Origin of the sequence: Streptomyces sp. NBC_00005, assembly GCF_045160215.1 — a bacterium.
Taxonomy (GTDB): Bacteria; Actinomycetota; Actinomycetes; order Streptomycetales; family Streptomycetaceae; genus Streptomyces.
Window position 1 is genome coordinate 7108645 of the sequence record NZ_CP108316.1, and the last position, 15774, is coordinate 7124418.

The window sequence follows — 15774 nt, forward strand, 5'->3', positions numbered from 1 at the left end:
TCCCCTCCGGGGTTCAGGCGGGCTGGTGGCTCTTCAACTGCTCGGCCAGCAGGCGCCGTTGGATCTTTCCGTTGCCGGAGCGCGGGACGGCCTCGAGCGTCATCGCGTCCCGGATGTGCTGGTAGTACGGCAGTTCGTCGTTGACGGCGGCGATCACGTCCCGCAGCGCCGACGGGTCGTCCAGGACGACCAGCGCTCCCGCGACCGCGCCGTGCGCGACGTCCGGCAGCTCGACCACGACGGCATCCGTGACGCCCGGCTGCCGCAGCAGGACCCGCTCCACGTCCGACGGCGCGACCAGGAAGTTGTCGCACTTGAAGACGTCCTTGAGCCGGTCCACCAGGAACAGCCGCCCGTCCTCGTCGACACGCCCCACGTCCCCGGTGCTCAGCCAGCCGTCCGGCTCGAGCCCCGTTCCGTCGGGCCCGCCGAGGTAGCCCTGCATGACCTGCGGGCCGCGCAGCTGCACCTCGCCCACCCCGCCGGCGGGCAGCACGGCCCGGCTGTCGATGTCCACGACCCGGCACTCGGTCCCCGCGACGGGCCGCCCGACCGAGCCGTGCACCGGCCGCTCGGGGTCGTCGCTGTGCGTCAGCGGAGAGGTCTCGGCGAGCCCGTACCCCTGGAACACGGGCAGGGAGAACCGCTTCGAGAGCCTGCGCGCCGCCGCCACCGGCAGCCCCGAGCCACCGGACGCGATCCGCTTCAGGGTGCGTACGGAGATGCTGTCCAGGTCCGGATCGCCCGCGAGCCGGGCCAGCCGCACCGGAAGGCTGTAGAGGATCGTCGCGCCGTGCCGGTTGGCGGTCATCAGCGCCGCGTACGGCTCGGGCGCGGCGCACAACACCTGCGTGGCGCCCGCCGCCATCGCCGAGTTGAGGTGCATCGGGTGGTACGTCGGCAGGTGGTTGAGGGCGACCGTGTCGCCGTCGACGCGGTGCGCGTCGGCGATCTGGGCGGCGTTGACGACGACGTTGCGGTGACTGAGCCGCACCGCCTTCGGCCGGCCGGTCGTACCGCTGGTGAACTGCAGTACGGCGGTGTCGCCGGGCCCGGTGCCGGGGTCGGCCGGGGCGCCGGCGCCCTCGGGCAGCGCGCCGATCCGGACCACCTCGCGCAGTGCGGGCAACCGGTCGCGCACGCCCGCCAGCCGGGCCTGGAGCCCCTCGTCCACCACGACGAGCGTGGCCCCGCTCAGCGTGAGGACGTGCAGCAGATCCTCCTCGCGCAGCAGCGGGTTGACCACGGCGACGGTCCGCCCGGCGCGCGCGGCGGCGTAGTAGGCGACGGCGAAGTCCGGGTGCAGCACGGACGCCACCGCCACCACCTCGCCCGCCCCGGTCAGACCCCGCAGCGCGGCCGCGACGGAGTCGACCCGCCGGTCCAGCCCGGCGTAGTCCAGCTCACCGGTGTCGGTGACGATCGCCCGCCGCTGCGGGTGGGCGGCCGCGGCCCGCGCGAGCAACTGGTCGATCCGGTCCGGCAGTTCGTACGGCAGCTCAGTCACGGAGCGCCTCCGCGTGGGCCTTCGCCAGCTTCAGGGTGTTGGTGCTGTTGGTGCTGAGCGCCCGGTGGACGTACTCCCGGGCGTCGGCGACCGTCTTGCCGGCGCCCAGGATCGGCTCCACGGCGGACGGCTTCAGCGTGACGGTGTGCCGGGAGGTGACCGCGACGCCGCCCTCGACCGGCCGGATCGTCCAGCAGCCGGTGTGGGCGGTCATCAGGCCCGGCACGGTGGTCTGCTTGTAGACGATGCGGTCGGGGCCGAACACGACCCGCACGGACTCGGTGGTGTGCGTGGAGCCGTCGCGGGCGCTGGTGTCCATCGCCATGACCTGCACGCCCGGCTCGTCCTCGGTCAGGTCCAGACGGGCCACGTGCGGCAGCCGCTCGGGCCACAGGTCGGCGCGGTTGAGGAAGTCGAAGACGTCGGCGCCGTCGGCGGCCATCTCCACGGTGTCGTCGAAGCTGAAGACGAGATCCGCCAACTCCCCGTGCCGCTCGGCGAGTTCCTTGATGTTGCCCAGCTCGGCCGCGCTGTTGCGGTCCACCGCCGCGGTGATCCACTCGACGCCGGCCGGGTCGTCGTCGACGGCGGCGAAGTCGTGGTGGAGTTCCAGCAGCGAGGAGTTCTCGTCGACGGGGGAGACCACCCAGGTGCCGCCCATCGCGGCCACCGGCGGCGCGGAGACCTCCTGGCGGAAGTCGACGCGCAGCCCGGCCGGGTCCAGGGTGCGGCGCGAGATCCAGTTCTTGACCGCGCCGTTCGCGAACGCCCAGATGCGGATCCGCTCGCTGCCCTCCTCCCGCTCCAGGTGCTCGACGTGCACATTGGGGGCGAAGTACTGGGGCCACTTGGTGACGTCGGCGACGATCCCGTACACGACCTCGGCGGGCGCGGCGACGGCGATGCTGTGCAGGGTGCGGTGCGGTGTGGTCACGGACACGGATGAACTTCCTTTGCACGAAGAGGAGTGGGGCGCTGTCGGCGGCTCTCAGAAGTTGCCGAGGCCGCCGCAGACGTTCAGGGCCTGCGAGGTGATCGAGGCGGCGGTGTCGGAGGCCAGGTAGCCGACCAGGCCGGCCACCTCCTCGGGCGTGGAGTAGCGGCCGAGCGGGATCTTGGCCTGGAACTTCTCGAGGATCTGCTCCTCGGAGGTGTCGTAGGCGGCGGCGTACCCGGCCCGCACGCGCTGGGCCATCGGCGTCTCGACGTAGCCGGGGCAGACGGCGTTGACGGTGATGCCGGTCGGGGCGAGTTCGTTGCCGAGTGCCTTGGTGAAGCCGACGACGCCGTGCTTGGAGGCCGAGTAGGGGGCGCCGAGCACCACGCCCTGCTTGCCCGCGGTGGAGGCGACGTTGACGATCCGGCCCCAGCCGCGCTCGCGCATGCCGCCCTGGTTCAGGACCTCGCGGGTGGCGAGGAACACCGAGGTGAGGTTGGTGGCGATGACGTCGTCCCACAGCTCGTCCGCGATGTCGGCGGTGACCCCGCCGCCGCTGCGGCCGGCGTTGTTGACCAGCACGTCGACCCGCCCGTAGGCGGCCACGGCGGCACCCACCAGCGCCCTGACCGACGCCGGGTCGCGCACGTCGGCGACGGTGCCGTCGGCCTCGTGACCCTCCTCGCGCAGCTGCTTCACGGTCAGCCGCACGGGCTCCTCGGTGCGGGCACAGATGAAGACGGCGTACCCGGCCTCGGCGAGGGTGCGGGCGGACGCCAGGCCGATGCCGCTGGTGGCGCCGGTGATCAGTGCGGCTTTCCGGCCCGCGGACTGCTCTGCCATGGGGTTTCTCCTCGGGTGTTCGGTGTCGGTGCGCCCCAAAATGCCGAGCCGTACTCGAACCGGTGTCGAGCACCGCTGGATGGCCGCCGCTCCAGAAACCCCCGACCGGACTTCGAGCCGTGACGGCGACCGTGGGGGCAACAGCAGGACCACCGCAGGAGAGGACCCGCATGACCGTCACCGAGCTGCCGCAGTCCGCAACGGCCGGGCTGTACCAGGAGATCCAGCAGTTCTACGCCCAGCAGATGCACCTGCTCGACGACGGCCGGGTCGAGGAGTGGGCCGAGACCTTCACCGAGGACGGCGTCTTCGCGGCGAACGCGCAGCCCGTGCCGGCCGTCGGCCGCGCCGCCATCACCGAGGCCGCCGCCAAGGCCACCGAGGCCTACGCACAGGCCGGTGTCCAGCGCCGGCACTGGCTCGGCATGGTCTCGGTCGAGTCCGCCACCGAGCAGGCCGTGACGGCCCGCTGCTACGCCCTGGTCATCGAGACCCCGCGCGGCGGCCGCCCCGAGATCAAGGCCAGCACCCTGTGCGAGGACCGCATCGTCCGCGTCGACGGCACCTGGCAGATCCAGGACCGCCGGATCACCCGCGACGACCTGATCTGACCACCCCCCCAACAGGGCCGACACCGGTCGGCCCTCCCCCGGACAGTGCCCGCACGCGAATCCCCCGGCGTGCGGGCACTGTCGTATGCGCGGGAGGAGTTCCGTCCGGGCAACGGCGAGGGCCCTAGTGCCGGGACGGCTCTTGCACGCGGGCAAGGCACCGAATCCCGCAGGGGCATGCCGAAGGCCGGCCGGGTGGAGCCACGGCCTGTCGCGGCCCGTCGCCGGAGGCGGACGCCGGGCCTCGGCGGCCGAGTACGCCGAGGGCCGCCGCACCCCGTAAGGGATGGGGCGGCCCGCGTGCGGGGGAGCCGTTGCCGGGGTCGGAGGCCTATGCGGCCTTGGCCACCGTGACCAGCTGCTCGTTGATGAACTCCAGCAGCAGTCGCGGCGTCGTCGCCTCGGCCACCGTGTCGTCGGAGAGCTGGATGCGGTGGTCGCGCTCGATGACGCCGGTCACCTGGAGGACGGCCAGCGAGTCGTAGCCGAGCTCGTCGAAGGGGACGTCGAGGACGTCACCGTCGAGGTCGACGCCCTCGTCGACGCCGGCGCACTCGCGCAGCAGGGTGGTCAGTTCTTTCAGTTCCATCGAAGTCACCTCTCTGGTAGGGGAATTCAGTCGTCGGCCGTCACCACGGCCGCGGCGTTGAAGCCGCCCCGGCCGCGCGCCAGCACGAGCGCCGTGCGGACCGGGCCGCGCCGGGCCGCGGTGACCAGGTCGAGGCCGTACGTGTCGACCGGCGCCGTGACGTTCACGGTCGGCGGGATCACCGCGTCCCGTACGGACAGCAGCGCGGCGGCGAGGTCGAGCGAGGCGCCGCCTCCCAGCAGCCGCCCCGTCATGGTCTTGGGGGCGGTCACCGGCACCCCGCGCGCGCCGAACAGCGCGGTGAGGGCGTCCGCCTCCTGCCGGTCGAGCTCGGGCACCCCGGCCGCGTCGGCGAACACGACGTCGATGGCGGAGGGCGCCAACGAGGCTTCGTCCAGGGCGAGTTCGGCGGCCCGGCGCAGTCCCGGCGCACCGCCCCTGCCCGGCCCCGGGTCGAAGGTCGCCGCGTACCCGGCGAGCCGCCCGTACACCCGCGCCCCACGCGCCCGAGCCGCCTCCGCGTCCTCCAGTACGAGGATCGCGCCGCCCTCACCGACGACGTACCCGGACGCCTCGGCGTCGAAGGGCACATACGCCCGCCCGGGGTCCGCGACCGTGCTCATCCGGCCGCCGGCGAGCTGCGCGGTCCACCCCCACGGGCAGATCGCGCCGTCCACCCCGCCCGTGACGATCAGCCTGCTGCCCTTGCGCAGCTGGCGGCGCGCCTGGGCGACCGCGTCGATCCCGCCGGCCTGCTCGGTGACCAGGACACCGCTGGGTCCGCGCAGCCCGTGCCGGATGGAGATCTGGCCGGTGTTGACCGCGTAGAACCAGGCGTACGACTGGTACGCGCTGACGTACTGACCGCCCTTGCTCCACAGCTCCTGCAACTCGCGCTGCCCGTACTCGAACCCACCCGCCGAGGCGGCGGTGACCACCCCGGCGGAGTACGGCGGCAGTTCGGCCGTGTCGACGCCGCTGTCCTCGACGGCCTCCTTGGCCGCGGTGAGCGCGAGACGGGTCATGTGGTCGGTGGCCGGGAGCAGCCGGCTCGGGACGTGCGCGGCGGGATCGAAGTCCGGTACCTCACCCGCCAGTCGGGCCGGGTAGCCCGAGGCGTCGAAGCGGGAGACCGGGCCGATGCCGCTCTCGCCGGCCAGGGTCGCCCGCCACCAGGCCTCGGTGCCGAGGCCGTTGGGGGCGGCGACGCCGATGCCGGTGAAGACGGCCGTCGCGGTGCGGGTGGCCAGTGCGGTGGTCATGCGGCCGTACCTTCCTGCGCGCGGCCCGGTCGGCCGGGCCTGGTGAGCACGATCGCGCTCTGGAAGCCGCCGAACCCGCTGCCCACGCTGAGCACCGTGTCGATCGCCTTCGCGCGCGCCGTGACCGGCGTGTAGTCGAGGTCGCACTTGGGGTCGGCCTCGTGCAGATTGGCGGTGGGCGGGACCATGCCGTGCTCGATGGCGAGCGCCGACGCGGCGATCTCCAGCGAGCCGATGGCGCCCAGCGAGTGCCCGATCATCGACTTGATCGAGGAGACGGGCGTGTCGTACGCGTGCTCCCCGAGGCTGCGCTTGAACGCGGCGGTCTCGTGCCGGTCGTTCTGCAGCGTGCCCGAGCCGTGCGCGTTGATGTAGTCGACGTCGGTGCCCGGAATGCCGGCCTCGGCGAGCGCGACCGTGATCGCCTCCGCCATCTCGGCGCCGTCGGCCCTCAGTCCGGTCATGTGGTACGCGTTGGAGCGCGAGGCGAACCCGGCGATCTCGGCGTAGATGTGCGCACCGCGGGCGACGGCCTGCTCGTACTCCTCCAGGACGAAGACGGCCGAACCCTCGCCCAGGACAAAGCCGTTGCGGGACTTGTCGAAGGGGCGGGAGGCGGTCTCCGGCTCGTCGTTGCGGTTGGAGGTCGCCTTGATGGCGTCGAAACAGGCCACGGAGATCGGCGAGATGGGAGCCTCGGTGGCCCCGGCGACCATCACGTCGGCGCTGCCCTCCCGGATCAGCTCGACGGCGTGCCCGACCGAGTCAAGGCCGGACGTGCAGCCGGTGGACACCACGGCCGTGGGGCCCTGCGCACCGAACTCCCAGGCCACCTCGGCCGCGAAGGAACTCGGCACGAAGTAGTCGTACAGATGCGGTACGGCCCGCTCGTGGTCGACCAGCCAGGCGGCGCCGTTGTCGCTGACGGCCGCGTACTCGTAGTCCAGGCCGGTGGTGGCGCCGACCGCGCTGCCGATGGTGACACCGGTGCGGAACGGGTCGGCGGACTCCAGGTCGAGGCCGCTGTCCGTGACCGCCTCACGGGCGGCGACCAGCGCGAACTGGGCGGCCCGGTCCAGGCGCCCGCCCTGCTCCTCGGTCAGCCCCTCGGCCACCGGGTCGAAGTCGACCTCGGCGGCGATCCGCGACCGGAACGCCGAGGCGTCGAAGAGCGTGACCGCCCGGGTCGCGGTGCGGCCCTCGGTCAGCAGGGACCAGTACTCCTTGGTGCCGACGCCGCCGGGGGCGACCACACCGATTCCGGTAATGACGACGCGTCGGCTCATCGGGCCTCCTCGGTTCGCGGGTCGCGGGGGATCGCCCCGGGAGAATGCAGCACGGCTGCGTCACCTCTCTGATCGGTCAGCTGTTGCGACGAGTCTCGACGGGGTGTCTTGATCCGCACTCGACTCGTCTTGGAACGGCTCCCGCAGCTCCTCGGCCACCTCACGCAGCAGCCGCGGCACGGACCGCTCCCGTACGAAGAAGTGGCCGCCCGGCAGGGTCTGCAGCCGGAACTCGGCGTCCGTGTAGTCCGCCCACTCGGCCATGTCCGCCAGCGGGGAGATCGGGTCGTCCCGCCCGGCGAGCGCGATCAGCGGGGTGCGCAGCCGGGTCCCCGCGCCCGTCCGGCACAGCGACTCGCCGAGCCGCAGGTCGTCGCGGAGCGCCGGCACCACCCGCCGCCGCCACAGGGACACGTCCCGCCCCGCGGCCTCCGCCGGCACCGCGTCCAAGTCGACGAGCAGTTCGAGGAGTTGATGGTCCGACAGGCCGATGCTGCGCAGCAGCAGATTGCGCAGATGCGGCGGCGGCACGGCCCCGATCACCACCCGCGCCGGCGGATGCAGCCCGTCCTCCTCCAGGGCGAGGGTCAGCGCGTGCGCGACGAGCCCGCCCAGGCTGTGCCCGTAGAGCAGATACGGGCGGTCCAGCAGCGGCAGGATCAACTCCCGTAGCTCGCCCATGAGTTCGGCGGCGTCGGTGATGCGCGCCTCCCGGGACCGCGGCCCCCGTCCCGGCAGCAGGACCGGCACCACCTCGGCCGCGTCGCCGAGGTCCCGCTGCCAGCGGGCGAAGGAGGAGATGCCGGCGCCCGCGTGGTGGAAGCAGAACAGCCAGGGTGCCGCCATCTCCGTACTCGTACGGAGTCTCATTCCTCGATCAGGGCCACGGCCCGGGTCCAGCCCGCTCCCGCACCGGCGATCTTCACGGGGAAGCAGGACACCTGGAAGCCGTGCGCGGGCAGGGTGTCGAGCTGCGCGAGCCGCTCCACCTGGCAGTACTCCCGGCGCCGTCCGGCGAAGTGGGCCGGCCACAGCACCGAGCGGTCACCGGTCTCCTGGTAGGCGCGGATCATGTGCCCGAAGGGGGCGTCCAGACTCCAGGCGTCGGTGCCGATGACGCGGACCCCGAGGTCGAGGAGGTGGTCGGTGGCCGGGCCGTCGAGCCCGGCGAAGTCGGTGAAGTACCGCGGTGTACCGGCGTGTTGGGAGGCGCCGGTGTGCAGCAGCACGATGTCGAGCGGCCGCGGCTCGTACCCGGCGTTGGCGATCGCCTTCTCGATCCGCTCCACCCCGATGACACCGGTGCCGACGTCGGAGACGTCCAGCACCACCGCCGGGCGCAGGAACCAGTCGAGCGGCATCTCGTCGATGTTGCGCGGCCGGCCGTAGTCGCCGACCGAGCCGTAGTGCGAGGGCGCGTCCACATGGGTGCCGGTGTGGCTGGTCAGGGTGAGCGTGTCCAGTGAGAGCAGTTCACCGCCGGGCAGGTCGGCGGGGTCGAAGTCGAGGCCGAAGTGTTCCTTCATCTCCGCCGCCATGTGCCGGGCACCCTCGGCGGGCGTCATGATCTCGTGGACGATCGGGTCCGGTTCCCACCCGGCCGCGTCCACGGCGGACGACAGGTCGATGACTCGCAAGGTGATCCCCCCAGGTTCGACAGAAGAGTTGCGGGGCACCGTGCGACCGCCCGCTAGAGCCCCGATCGAGCACCGCACGCGCCGGACCCCGCCCCCCTCGGCAGGGGCGGGGTCCGGCGCGTGCGTGGACGTACGGGTTCAGGCTGCGAACAGGTCGAGCGTCCGGCGCCCCGTGGAGGTCGCCGAGTCCAGGGAAGGGTCCCCGGCGAGCACCGCGTGGTGCAGGTGCTGCAGCCGCACCGAAGGGTCGAGGCCCAGCTCCTCGGCGAGGCCGCGGCGCAGGTTCTGGTAGACGTCCAGCGCCTGCCACTGCCGCCCCGAGCGGTACAGCGCCACCATGCACTGGGCGTGCAGCCCCTCGTGCAGCGGGTGACGGGCCGTCAAAGAGGTGAGTTCGGCGAGCAGTTGCATGTGCCGGCCGAGCCGCAGGTCGCAGTCGATGCGCTGCTCGAGCACCTCCAGACGGCTCTCCTCGAGACGCACCAGCTCGATCTCCAGGAGCGGGCCGAGGCGTACGTCCACCAGGGCCGGTCCGCGCCACATGCCGAGCGCGTCCCGGTACAGGGCGGCCGCCGTGGTGTCGTCGCCGCGGTCGGCCTCGGCCCGGGCGGTCGCCACCAGCCGGTCGTACTCGTGCACGTCCACCGAGCCGGGCTGCACCTCCAGCAGGTACCCGCCGTGCCGTGTGGCGAGCACGTCCCGGGCGCCGTACGGGCTGTCGGGTCCGAGCGCCTTCCCGATCAGGCGGCGCAGCTGGAGGATGTAGGTCTGCAGCGTGGTCAGCGCGCTGCGGGGCATGTCGCCGCCCCAGATCTCCTCCATCAGCGTCGGTACGGGCACGACCTGGTTCGCGTACACGGACAGCAGGGCCAGGATCTGCCGGGGCTTGCCGGCGCTGGGGACGATCGATGAGCCACCCGTTTCGGCCATGAGTGGGCCGAGCACCTTGATCTCCATCGTGGGTTCCTCCGGGGTTGGATCCGCCGGACCTCCCCGTCGTATCGGGCCCGGCTGCAACACCCTCAGAAGCTCTCATCGGGCGGTGTTTCCGGCCAGTGCCGTCCTCCTGAACCGGGCATGCGGCTGTCCCGGCGACGGGTGTGAAAGTTTCATGTGCATCCCGTGACCGTGGCACTGGGGAGGGGCGGGTTCCGGCGGCAGGGTTCTCCATGTCGGCACGACCGAACAGCGAGTGCCACGGGGGACCCCCCATCAACGTCAGCCCACTGACCAAGGGATGGATTGCCATGCAGCTGAACACTTTTGTCGCGACGGTTGGCCAGGACGACCTGGTGATCGAGGAGTTCGGGCGGAACGCCACCGCTCAGCAGGCTCCGCTGATGACGCACATCTGCGGTGTGACGCAGCTGCCGGCCTCCGCCGACGTCGTGGCCCACCGCGCCTGATGGGCGCTGCCGAGAGCGCCGCCCCGCTGCTGGGGTTCAAGCCGCACCTGCGGGTCGAGCAGGTGCCCGGTGAAGCGGTGTACCTGATCTCCGACCAGCGGGTGACCGCCCTGCACGGCGAGCAGATCGCCCGCCTGGCCCCGCTCCTGGACGGCACCCGGCCCCTGGACCGGATCGCTCGCGACGCCGCGGACACCCTCCCGGCCGTCCAGACCGCCCACCTGGTGGACCGCCTCGACGGTGCCGGCCTGCTGGCCGCCCGCGACCACGCGGCGGCACCGGAGGAGGAGGCCGAGCAGGCCTACTGGGAGGCAGCCGGCCTCAACGGTTCCGCGGCGGCGGAGGGCCGCGGAACCGGCACGGTACGCGCCCTCTCGGTAGGCAACACCGACGCCCGCGAACTGGCCGCCGCGTTGCGGGCAGTGGGCTTGACGGTGCTGGATCCCGACGCGGAGACGCGAGGGGTCGGGGCGGATGGCCTGCAGGGGTGTTGTGCGGGGAAGCGGGGCGCGCGTACGGACGGTGCGCGGTCCGGTGGTTCGCAGACGCGGGCCGCCGGCGCGGACGGTGCCGAGGCGCGTGGCGCGCAGACACCGGCCGTGCGGCCGGGCGGTGTGCAGGCGTGCGGCGCGGAGACGTGTGCCGCGTCGACGGCGGACCCGCAGGCCCCCGGCGGCGCCCTCACCATCGTCGCCTGTGACGACTACCTCGATCCCGCCCTCGCCGTCGTCGACGCCGAGCACCGGGCCGCCGGGCGGCGTTGGCTGCCGGTGCGGACCGAGGGGACCGAGCAGTGGGTGGGGCCGTTCCTCGGGGACCCGGACGGGCCGTGCTGGGCCTGTCTGGCCGAACGGCTGTGGCGTACACGGCCGGTGGAGGCGCACGTCCAGCGCATGCTGGGCCGCTCCGGCCCCGTGCCGCGCCCCTCCTGCGCGCTGCGCGCCGCCCGCCTCGCCGCCCTCCAGACGGCCGCCCTGGAGGCCACCAAGTGGCTCTCCGGCTTCCGTCACCCGAGCCAGCTCGCCCTGCGCACGCTCGACGGCCTCGCGCTCACCGCCGGACTGCACCCCGTACGCCGCCGCCCCCAGTGCCCCACCTGCGGCGAACCCGGCATGACGGCCGCCCAGGTGCAGGCCCCCGTGGAGCTGCGCTCCCGCATCAAGCACGACACCGAGGGCGGCGGCCACCGCAGCCTCACCCCACGCCAGTTGCTGGAGCGCTTCGGCCACCACATCGACCCGGTGACCGGCCTGGTCCGGGAGATCCGCCGCGACGCCCGCGGCCCCGAGTTCTTCCACTCCTACTGCGCCGGCACCAACCCGGCGGCCGGCCACGGCCTCGGCGCCCTGCGGGCCGGCCTGCGCAGCAGCTGCGGCGGCAAGGGCACCACCGCCCTGCAGGCCGAGGTCGGCGCGTTCGCCGAGGCCCTCGAACGGCACTGCGGCCACTACGAGGGCGGCGAGTCGGTCGTGACCGGCAGCTACCGCGAACTCGCCCCGGCCGCCGTGCACCCGGACGCCGTGCAGCTCTACGACCCGCGCCAGTTCACTGGCCGGGCCGCCTGGAACGCCGGCCACAGCTCCTTCCAGTACGTCGGCGACCCCTTCGACGAGGACGCCGAGACCGGCTGGACCCCCCTGTGGTCGCTGACCGAGAACCGCCAGAAGCTGCTGCCCACCTCGCTCCTGTACTACGGCGTCCCGCAGCCCCCCGGCCACGTGTGCTGCCTCGCCAACTCCAACGGCACGGCGGCCGGCGGCACCCTGGAGGACGCCGTGCTGCAGGGCTTCCTCGAACTCGTCGAACGTGACGCGCTCGCCCTGTGGTGGTACAACCGCACCCACCACCCCGCCGTCGACCTGGACGCCTTCGACGACCCCTGGACCACCGAACTGCGCCGCGTGCACGCCTCGTTGGACCGCGAGGTGTGGGTCCTCGACCTCACCGCCGACCTCGGCATCCCCGTACTGGCGGCGGTCTCCCGGCGCACCGACCGGGCCCCCGGCGAGAGCGAGGAGATCATGTTCGGCTTCGGCGCCCACTTCGACGTACGCGTCGCCCTGCGCCGCGCCCTGACCGAGCTCAACCAGATGATGCCGCACGTCGTCGAGGGCGTCGCCGACCGCGGCTCCGCCGCCGACGACCCGGACGTCGGCCACTGGCTGCGCACGGCCACCACGGCCGCCCACCCCTACCTGCTCCCCGACGGCTCGACCCCCACCGGGCCGCACACCCACCCGTACACACCCCGCGACGACCTGCGCGACGACATCGAGGCGGCCGTCGACCTGCTGCGCGCACACGGCATGGAGCTGCTCGTCCTCGACCAGAGCAGACCCGACGTCGGCCTCCCGGTGGTCCGCGTCGTGGTGCCGGGCCTGCGCCCGCACTGGGCACGCTTCGCCCCGGGCCGGCTGTTCGACGTACCGGTGAAACTGGGCAGACTCGCCAGACCGACCCCGTACGACGACCTCAACCCCGTACCGCTGTTCCTGTAGCGGCAGTTGTCTCCACCCGCTCCCCCCACACCCATCCCCGGAAGGACCCTCATGCGCATCGACCGGCTCGCGGCCCCCGAACTCTCGGAGCTGTGGTCGCTGCGCGAGGACGTCACGGTCCGGTTCGACGGCGACGGCGCCCTGCTGCGCACGCCGTGGGGCCGACGCTTCGTCCCGCGGCCCACCCCCGCCGTCCGAGAGGCACTGCGCCGGATGCTGCTCGGCCCCGTCTCCCTCGCCAACGTGGTCCCCGGCTTCCCCGGCTACGAGGTGCCCGAGGAGCACTGGGACGACGCGTCCCGGGAACTCCTCGCCTTCCTCGGCGCACACCAGGACGTCGTCGTACGGCACCTGGCGGCCGGCGCGGCCCTCTGCCTGAGTGTGGTGCCCGTGGCACCCGAGGCCGGCTTCCACCCGACGCCCGCCGAACCGGGCCCCGGAGCACACCTGCGCAACGACGTCGTCATACGGCGCGACGGGCGCACCACGGTCCTGCACTCCCGGCGCCTGCAGCACCGCCTCGAACTGCACGGCCCCGAGGCCGACCGCCTCCTGGACCGGCTGCGCGGCCGCGACGGCGGCGCCGCCCGGGCACACCCCCCGCCCGCCGTCGCACGCGCCGCACGCTGCTACGCGGCCGCCGCCGGACTGCTCGCCGAAGGCGCCGCACCCGGTGGCGGAGCTACGAGGACTGCACAAGTGCTACTGATCAGGGACGATGATTCTTTATGATTCCGGGCCGGGAACGTGCTTTGACCGAGCACCGTGAACCATGGGGGAATTTTGAGCACAATCACAGTCGGCCGTGCGGGCGGGGAACCCGTCCCGGCCGGCAGTCAGGAACTACCACCGCGCAAAGCGGTGGCCATCACGGCGGTCGTCCTCGTCGGCTTCTTCGTCATCGACGGCTCGTACGTCTGGGCCGAACACCCGCCCGCCTGGGAGCTCGCCGGCGCGCTGCTCGGCTTCGCCGCGATCCTGGTGCTGCAACTCGGGCACTCCTTCCCGCGGCTCTTTCCGGCCATGACCCGGCTCAGATACGCGTCCTGGGGCCTGCAGGGCCTGCTCGCCTATCTGCCGCTCACGGTGTTCGGGGTGGCGTGGGGCGGGATGACCGCCTTCCTCACGGCCTCCGCGGTGCTGGTGTTCCCCGCGGTGACCGGCTGGCTGCTGTTCGCGCTGGGCGCGGTCGGGGAGTCGGCGGTCTTCTACCACTTCAGGACCGACTGGGCCGGCTTCGCGTACGCCGCCGTCGAGGCCGTGCTGATCCCGCTGATCGTGATCGGCCTGTCCCGGATGTCCGACATGATCGTGCAGCTGCACCGCTCGCGCGCCGAACTGTCCCGGCTCGCGGTGGCCGGTGAGCGGCTGCGCTTCGCCCGCGACCTGCACGACGTGCTCGGCTTCAGCCTCTCGGCGGTCTCCCTCAAGTGTGAACTGGCCTACCGCCTCATCGCTGACGCGCCGTCCAAGGCGGAGCGGGAGCTCACCGAGATACTCGACACCTCCCGCAAGGCCCTCGCCGACGTCCGCTCGGTCAGCCGGGGCTACCGCGAGATGTCGCTGTCCGGCGAAGCCGACGCGGCCGTCTCCATGCTGGCCGCGGCCGGCATCCGCACCCATCTGCACTACGACTGCGGGCAGTTGCCGGGCCCCGTGGACAGCGCCCTCGCCGCCGCGCTGCGCGAGGGACTGACCAACATGCTCCGGCACAGCAAGGCCGAGCAGTGCGTCATCAGGGCCGAGCAGGAGGGCTGCTCCGTGCGGCTCAGCCTCGCCAACGACGGGGTCGGCCGCACGGCACGCGCCGCGCGCTCGGTCCCCGACGGCGGACTCGTCGCACTGCAGCGCCGGATCTCGGTGCTCGGCGGTTCGCTCGCGCACGCCCCCGGCGACGACGGCTGGTTCCGCCTCGACGCCGTGCTGCCGCTGAGCGAGCCGGCCGCGCCGGAGCGGCGCTCCCGCCTGGCCCGGCACGACGTGCAGGAACCCGACGCCCCGCCGGCCGCGACACGCGAGGCCGGCCACGCGGACATGGTGCCCCTGGCCGCCGCCGCGATCACCCTCGCGGTCCTCGCCGGCTACTTCCTCGTCCTCACGGTGGTCACGCTCTCCTACGAGGCGGGCGCCCCCGAGATGGTGGGCGCGGAGCTCTGCCTCCTGGCCCTGCTCGGCCTCCAGCTGGCCCAGTCGTTCCACTGGCGGCTGCCCTGGTCCGCCCGGTGGACCGGACTGCCGCAGTACGTCGCGCTGGGTCTGCAGACGGTCTTCCAGTTCGTGCCGTTCCTGCTGTTCGGCCAGTACTGGGTGGGCGTGCCCGGCTTCCTCGCCGGCTCCGCCCTGCTGGTGCTGCCCACGGCCGCCGCCTGGCCGGTCTGCGCCGGCGTCATCATCAGCAGCAACGTCGCGCTGTACGCCGTGGGCACCGCCGTACAGGACGTCGTCTACGAGTCCGCGTACGACGTGATCTGCGCCCTCGTGGTCTTCGGACTGTCCCGCATGGCCCAGCTCGCCTCCGAACTGCACTGGTCCCGCGCCGAGATCGCCCGCCTCGCCGTGATCAACGAACGGCTCCGCTTCGCCCGCGACCTGCACGACCTGCTGGGCTTCAGCCTCTCCGCGATCACCCTCAAGTGCGAACTGGTGCGCAGGCTCGCGCCGGTGAAGCCGGTACGGGCCCAGGCCGAACTGACCGAGGTGCTGCAGATAGCCCGGCAGGCGCTGGCCGACGTGCGGATCGTGGCGGGCGGCAACCACCGCATGAGCCTGAGCAGGGAGGCCGAGAACGCTACCGCCATGCTGGGCGGTGTCGGCATCCGGGCGCAGGTCCGCCTCGACTGCGGCGAACTCCCCTGCGACGTGGACACGGTCCTGGCGACCCTGCTCCGCGAGGGCCTGACCAACGTGCTGCGGCACAGCCAGGCCAGACAGTGCCGGATCACCGCCGAGCGGGTGGCGGGCGCGGTACGGCTCTCCCTGGTCAACGACGGGGTGGACGGCCCCGGAAAGCCCGTGCTCGACTCCCGCGGGGGCGGCAGCGGCATCGGCAACCTGTCGACGCGCGTGACGGCGGTCGGCGGCCACCTCACGGCGGGAGCCCGCACCGACGGCTGGTTCGAACTGGCGGCAGAGGTCACGCTGGAGCCGGTGGGTTAGACACGAGGAGGGCGCCGGTCGACCCCGGCGCCCTCCGCGGGG

At 73.0% G+C, this 15774-nt stretch carries 14 protein-coding genes; 5 read left to right on the forward strand and 9 right to left on the reverse strand.

Features of this window, described 5'->3' with window-relative positions:
- Positions 1-13 precede the first annotated feature (13 nt).
- The 3 genes from OG303_RS32590 to OG303_RS32600 are packed head-to-tail and all read right to left on the reverse strand — an operon-like array spanning position 14 to position 3287.
- A complete protein-coding gene (locus OG303_RS32590) occupies positions 14-1507 on the reverse strand; it encodes a class I adenylate-forming enzyme family protein (RefSeq protein WP_405872897.1) in 1494 nt (497 codons plus the stop codon).
- Complete coding sequence (locus OG303_RS32595) at positions 1500-2447, reverse strand: aromatase/cyclase (RefSeq protein WP_405872899.1); 948 nt, start codon at positions 2445-2447, stop codon at positions 1500-1502. The genes OG303_RS32590 and OG303_RS32595 overlap by 8 nt, the downstream gene beginning before the upstream one ends.
- A gap of 48 nt (positions 2448-2495) precedes the next feature.
- Positions 2496-3287 (reverse strand): SDR family NAD(P)-dependent oxidoreductase, encoded by a 792-nt coding sequence (locus OG303_RS32600; RefSeq protein ID WP_405872901.1) that lies wholly within the window; start codon positions 3285-3287, stop codon positions 2496-2498.
- A gap of 170 nt (positions 3288-3457) precedes the next feature.
- On the opposite strand from OG303_RS32600, the gene OG303_RS32605 reads away from it, so the two are divergent.
- Positions 3458-3898 carry a nuclear transport factor 2 family protein gene (locus OG303_RS32605; RefSeq protein WP_405872902.1) on the forward strand — a complete coding sequence of 147 codons (441 nt, stop codon included), beginning with the start codon at positions 3458-3460 and terminating at the stop codon, positions 3896-3898.
- A gap of 331 nt (positions 3899-4229) precedes the next feature.
- On the opposite strand, the gene OG303_RS32610 is transcribed toward OG303_RS32605, so the two are convergent.
- From OG303_RS32610 to OG303_RS32635, 6 genes are all read right to left on the reverse strand, one after another.
- Positions 4230-4487 carry an acyl carrier protein gene (locus tag OG303_RS32610; protein WP_405872904.1) on the reverse strand — a complete coding sequence of 86 codons (258 nt, stop codon included), beginning with the start codon at positions 4485-4487 and terminating at the stop codon, positions 4230-4232.
- A 26-nt stretch (positions 4488-4513) separates the two neighbouring features.
- A complete protein-coding gene (locus OG303_RS32615) occupies positions 4514-5749 on the reverse strand; it encodes a ketosynthase chain-length factor (RefSeq protein ID WP_405872905.1) in 1236 nt (411 codons plus the stop codon).
- Positions 5746-7035, reverse strand: a complete 1290-nt coding sequence (locus OG303_RS32620) for a beta-ketoacyl-[acyl-carrier-protein] synthase family protein (RefSeq protein ID WP_405872906.1) — start codon at positions 7033-7035, stop codon at positions 5746-5748. The genes OG303_RS32615 and OG303_RS32620 overlap by 4 nt, the downstream gene beginning before the upstream one ends.
- Before the next feature lie 60 nt (positions 7036-7095).
- Positions 7096-7881: a thioesterase II family protein gene (locus OG303_RS32625; protein ID WP_405872907.1), complete on the reverse strand. Its 786-nt coding sequence runs from the start codon at positions 7879-7881 to the stop codon at positions 7096-7098.
- A 20-nt stretch (positions 7882-7901) separates the two neighbouring features.
- The gene (locus OG303_RS32630) at positions 7902-8672 is read right to left on the reverse strand and encodes a cyclase family protein (RefSeq protein WP_405872908.1); all 771 of its coding nucleotides are present in this window, start codon (positions 8670-8672) and stop codon (positions 7902-7904) included.
- A gap of 138 nt (positions 8673-8810) precedes the next feature.
- Positions 8811-9629, reverse strand: coding sequence for a BTAD domain-containing putative transcriptional regulator (locus OG303_RS32635; RefSeq protein ID WP_405872909.1), 819 nt, complete (start codon positions 9627-9629; stop codon positions 8811-8813).
- Positions 9630-9919: 290 nt separating this feature from the next.
- On the opposite strand from OG303_RS32635, the gene OG303_RS32640 reads away from it, so the two are divergent.
- Genes OG303_RS32640 through OG303_RS32655 form a run of 4 tightly spaced genes read left to right on the forward strand, consistent with a single transcriptional unit; the run spans position 9920 to position 15732 of the window.
- Positions 9920-10078 (forward strand): hypothetical protein, encoded by a 159-nt coding sequence (locus OG303_RS32640; RefSeq protein WP_405872910.1) that lies wholly within the window; start codon positions 9920-9922, stop codon positions 10076-10078.
- On the forward strand, positions 10078-12576 hold the full coding sequence (locus OG303_RS32645; protein ID WP_405872912.1) for a TOMM precursor leader peptide-binding protein: 2499 nt from the start codon (positions 10078-10080) through the stop codon (positions 12574-12576). The genes OG303_RS32640 and OG303_RS32645 overlap by 1 nt, the downstream gene beginning before the upstream one ends.
- Before the next feature lie 51 nt (positions 12577-12627).
- Entirely contained in the window at positions 12628-13308 is a 681-nt protein-coding gene (locus OG303_RS32650) for a hypothetical protein (RefSeq protein ID WP_405872913.1), read from the forward strand.
- A 51-nt stretch (positions 13309-13359) separates the two neighbouring features.
- Entirely contained in the window at positions 13360-15732 is a 2373-nt protein-coding gene (locus tag OG303_RS32655; protein WP_405872914.1) for a sensor histidine kinase, read from the forward strand.
- Positions 15733-15774 lie beyond the last annotated feature (42 nt).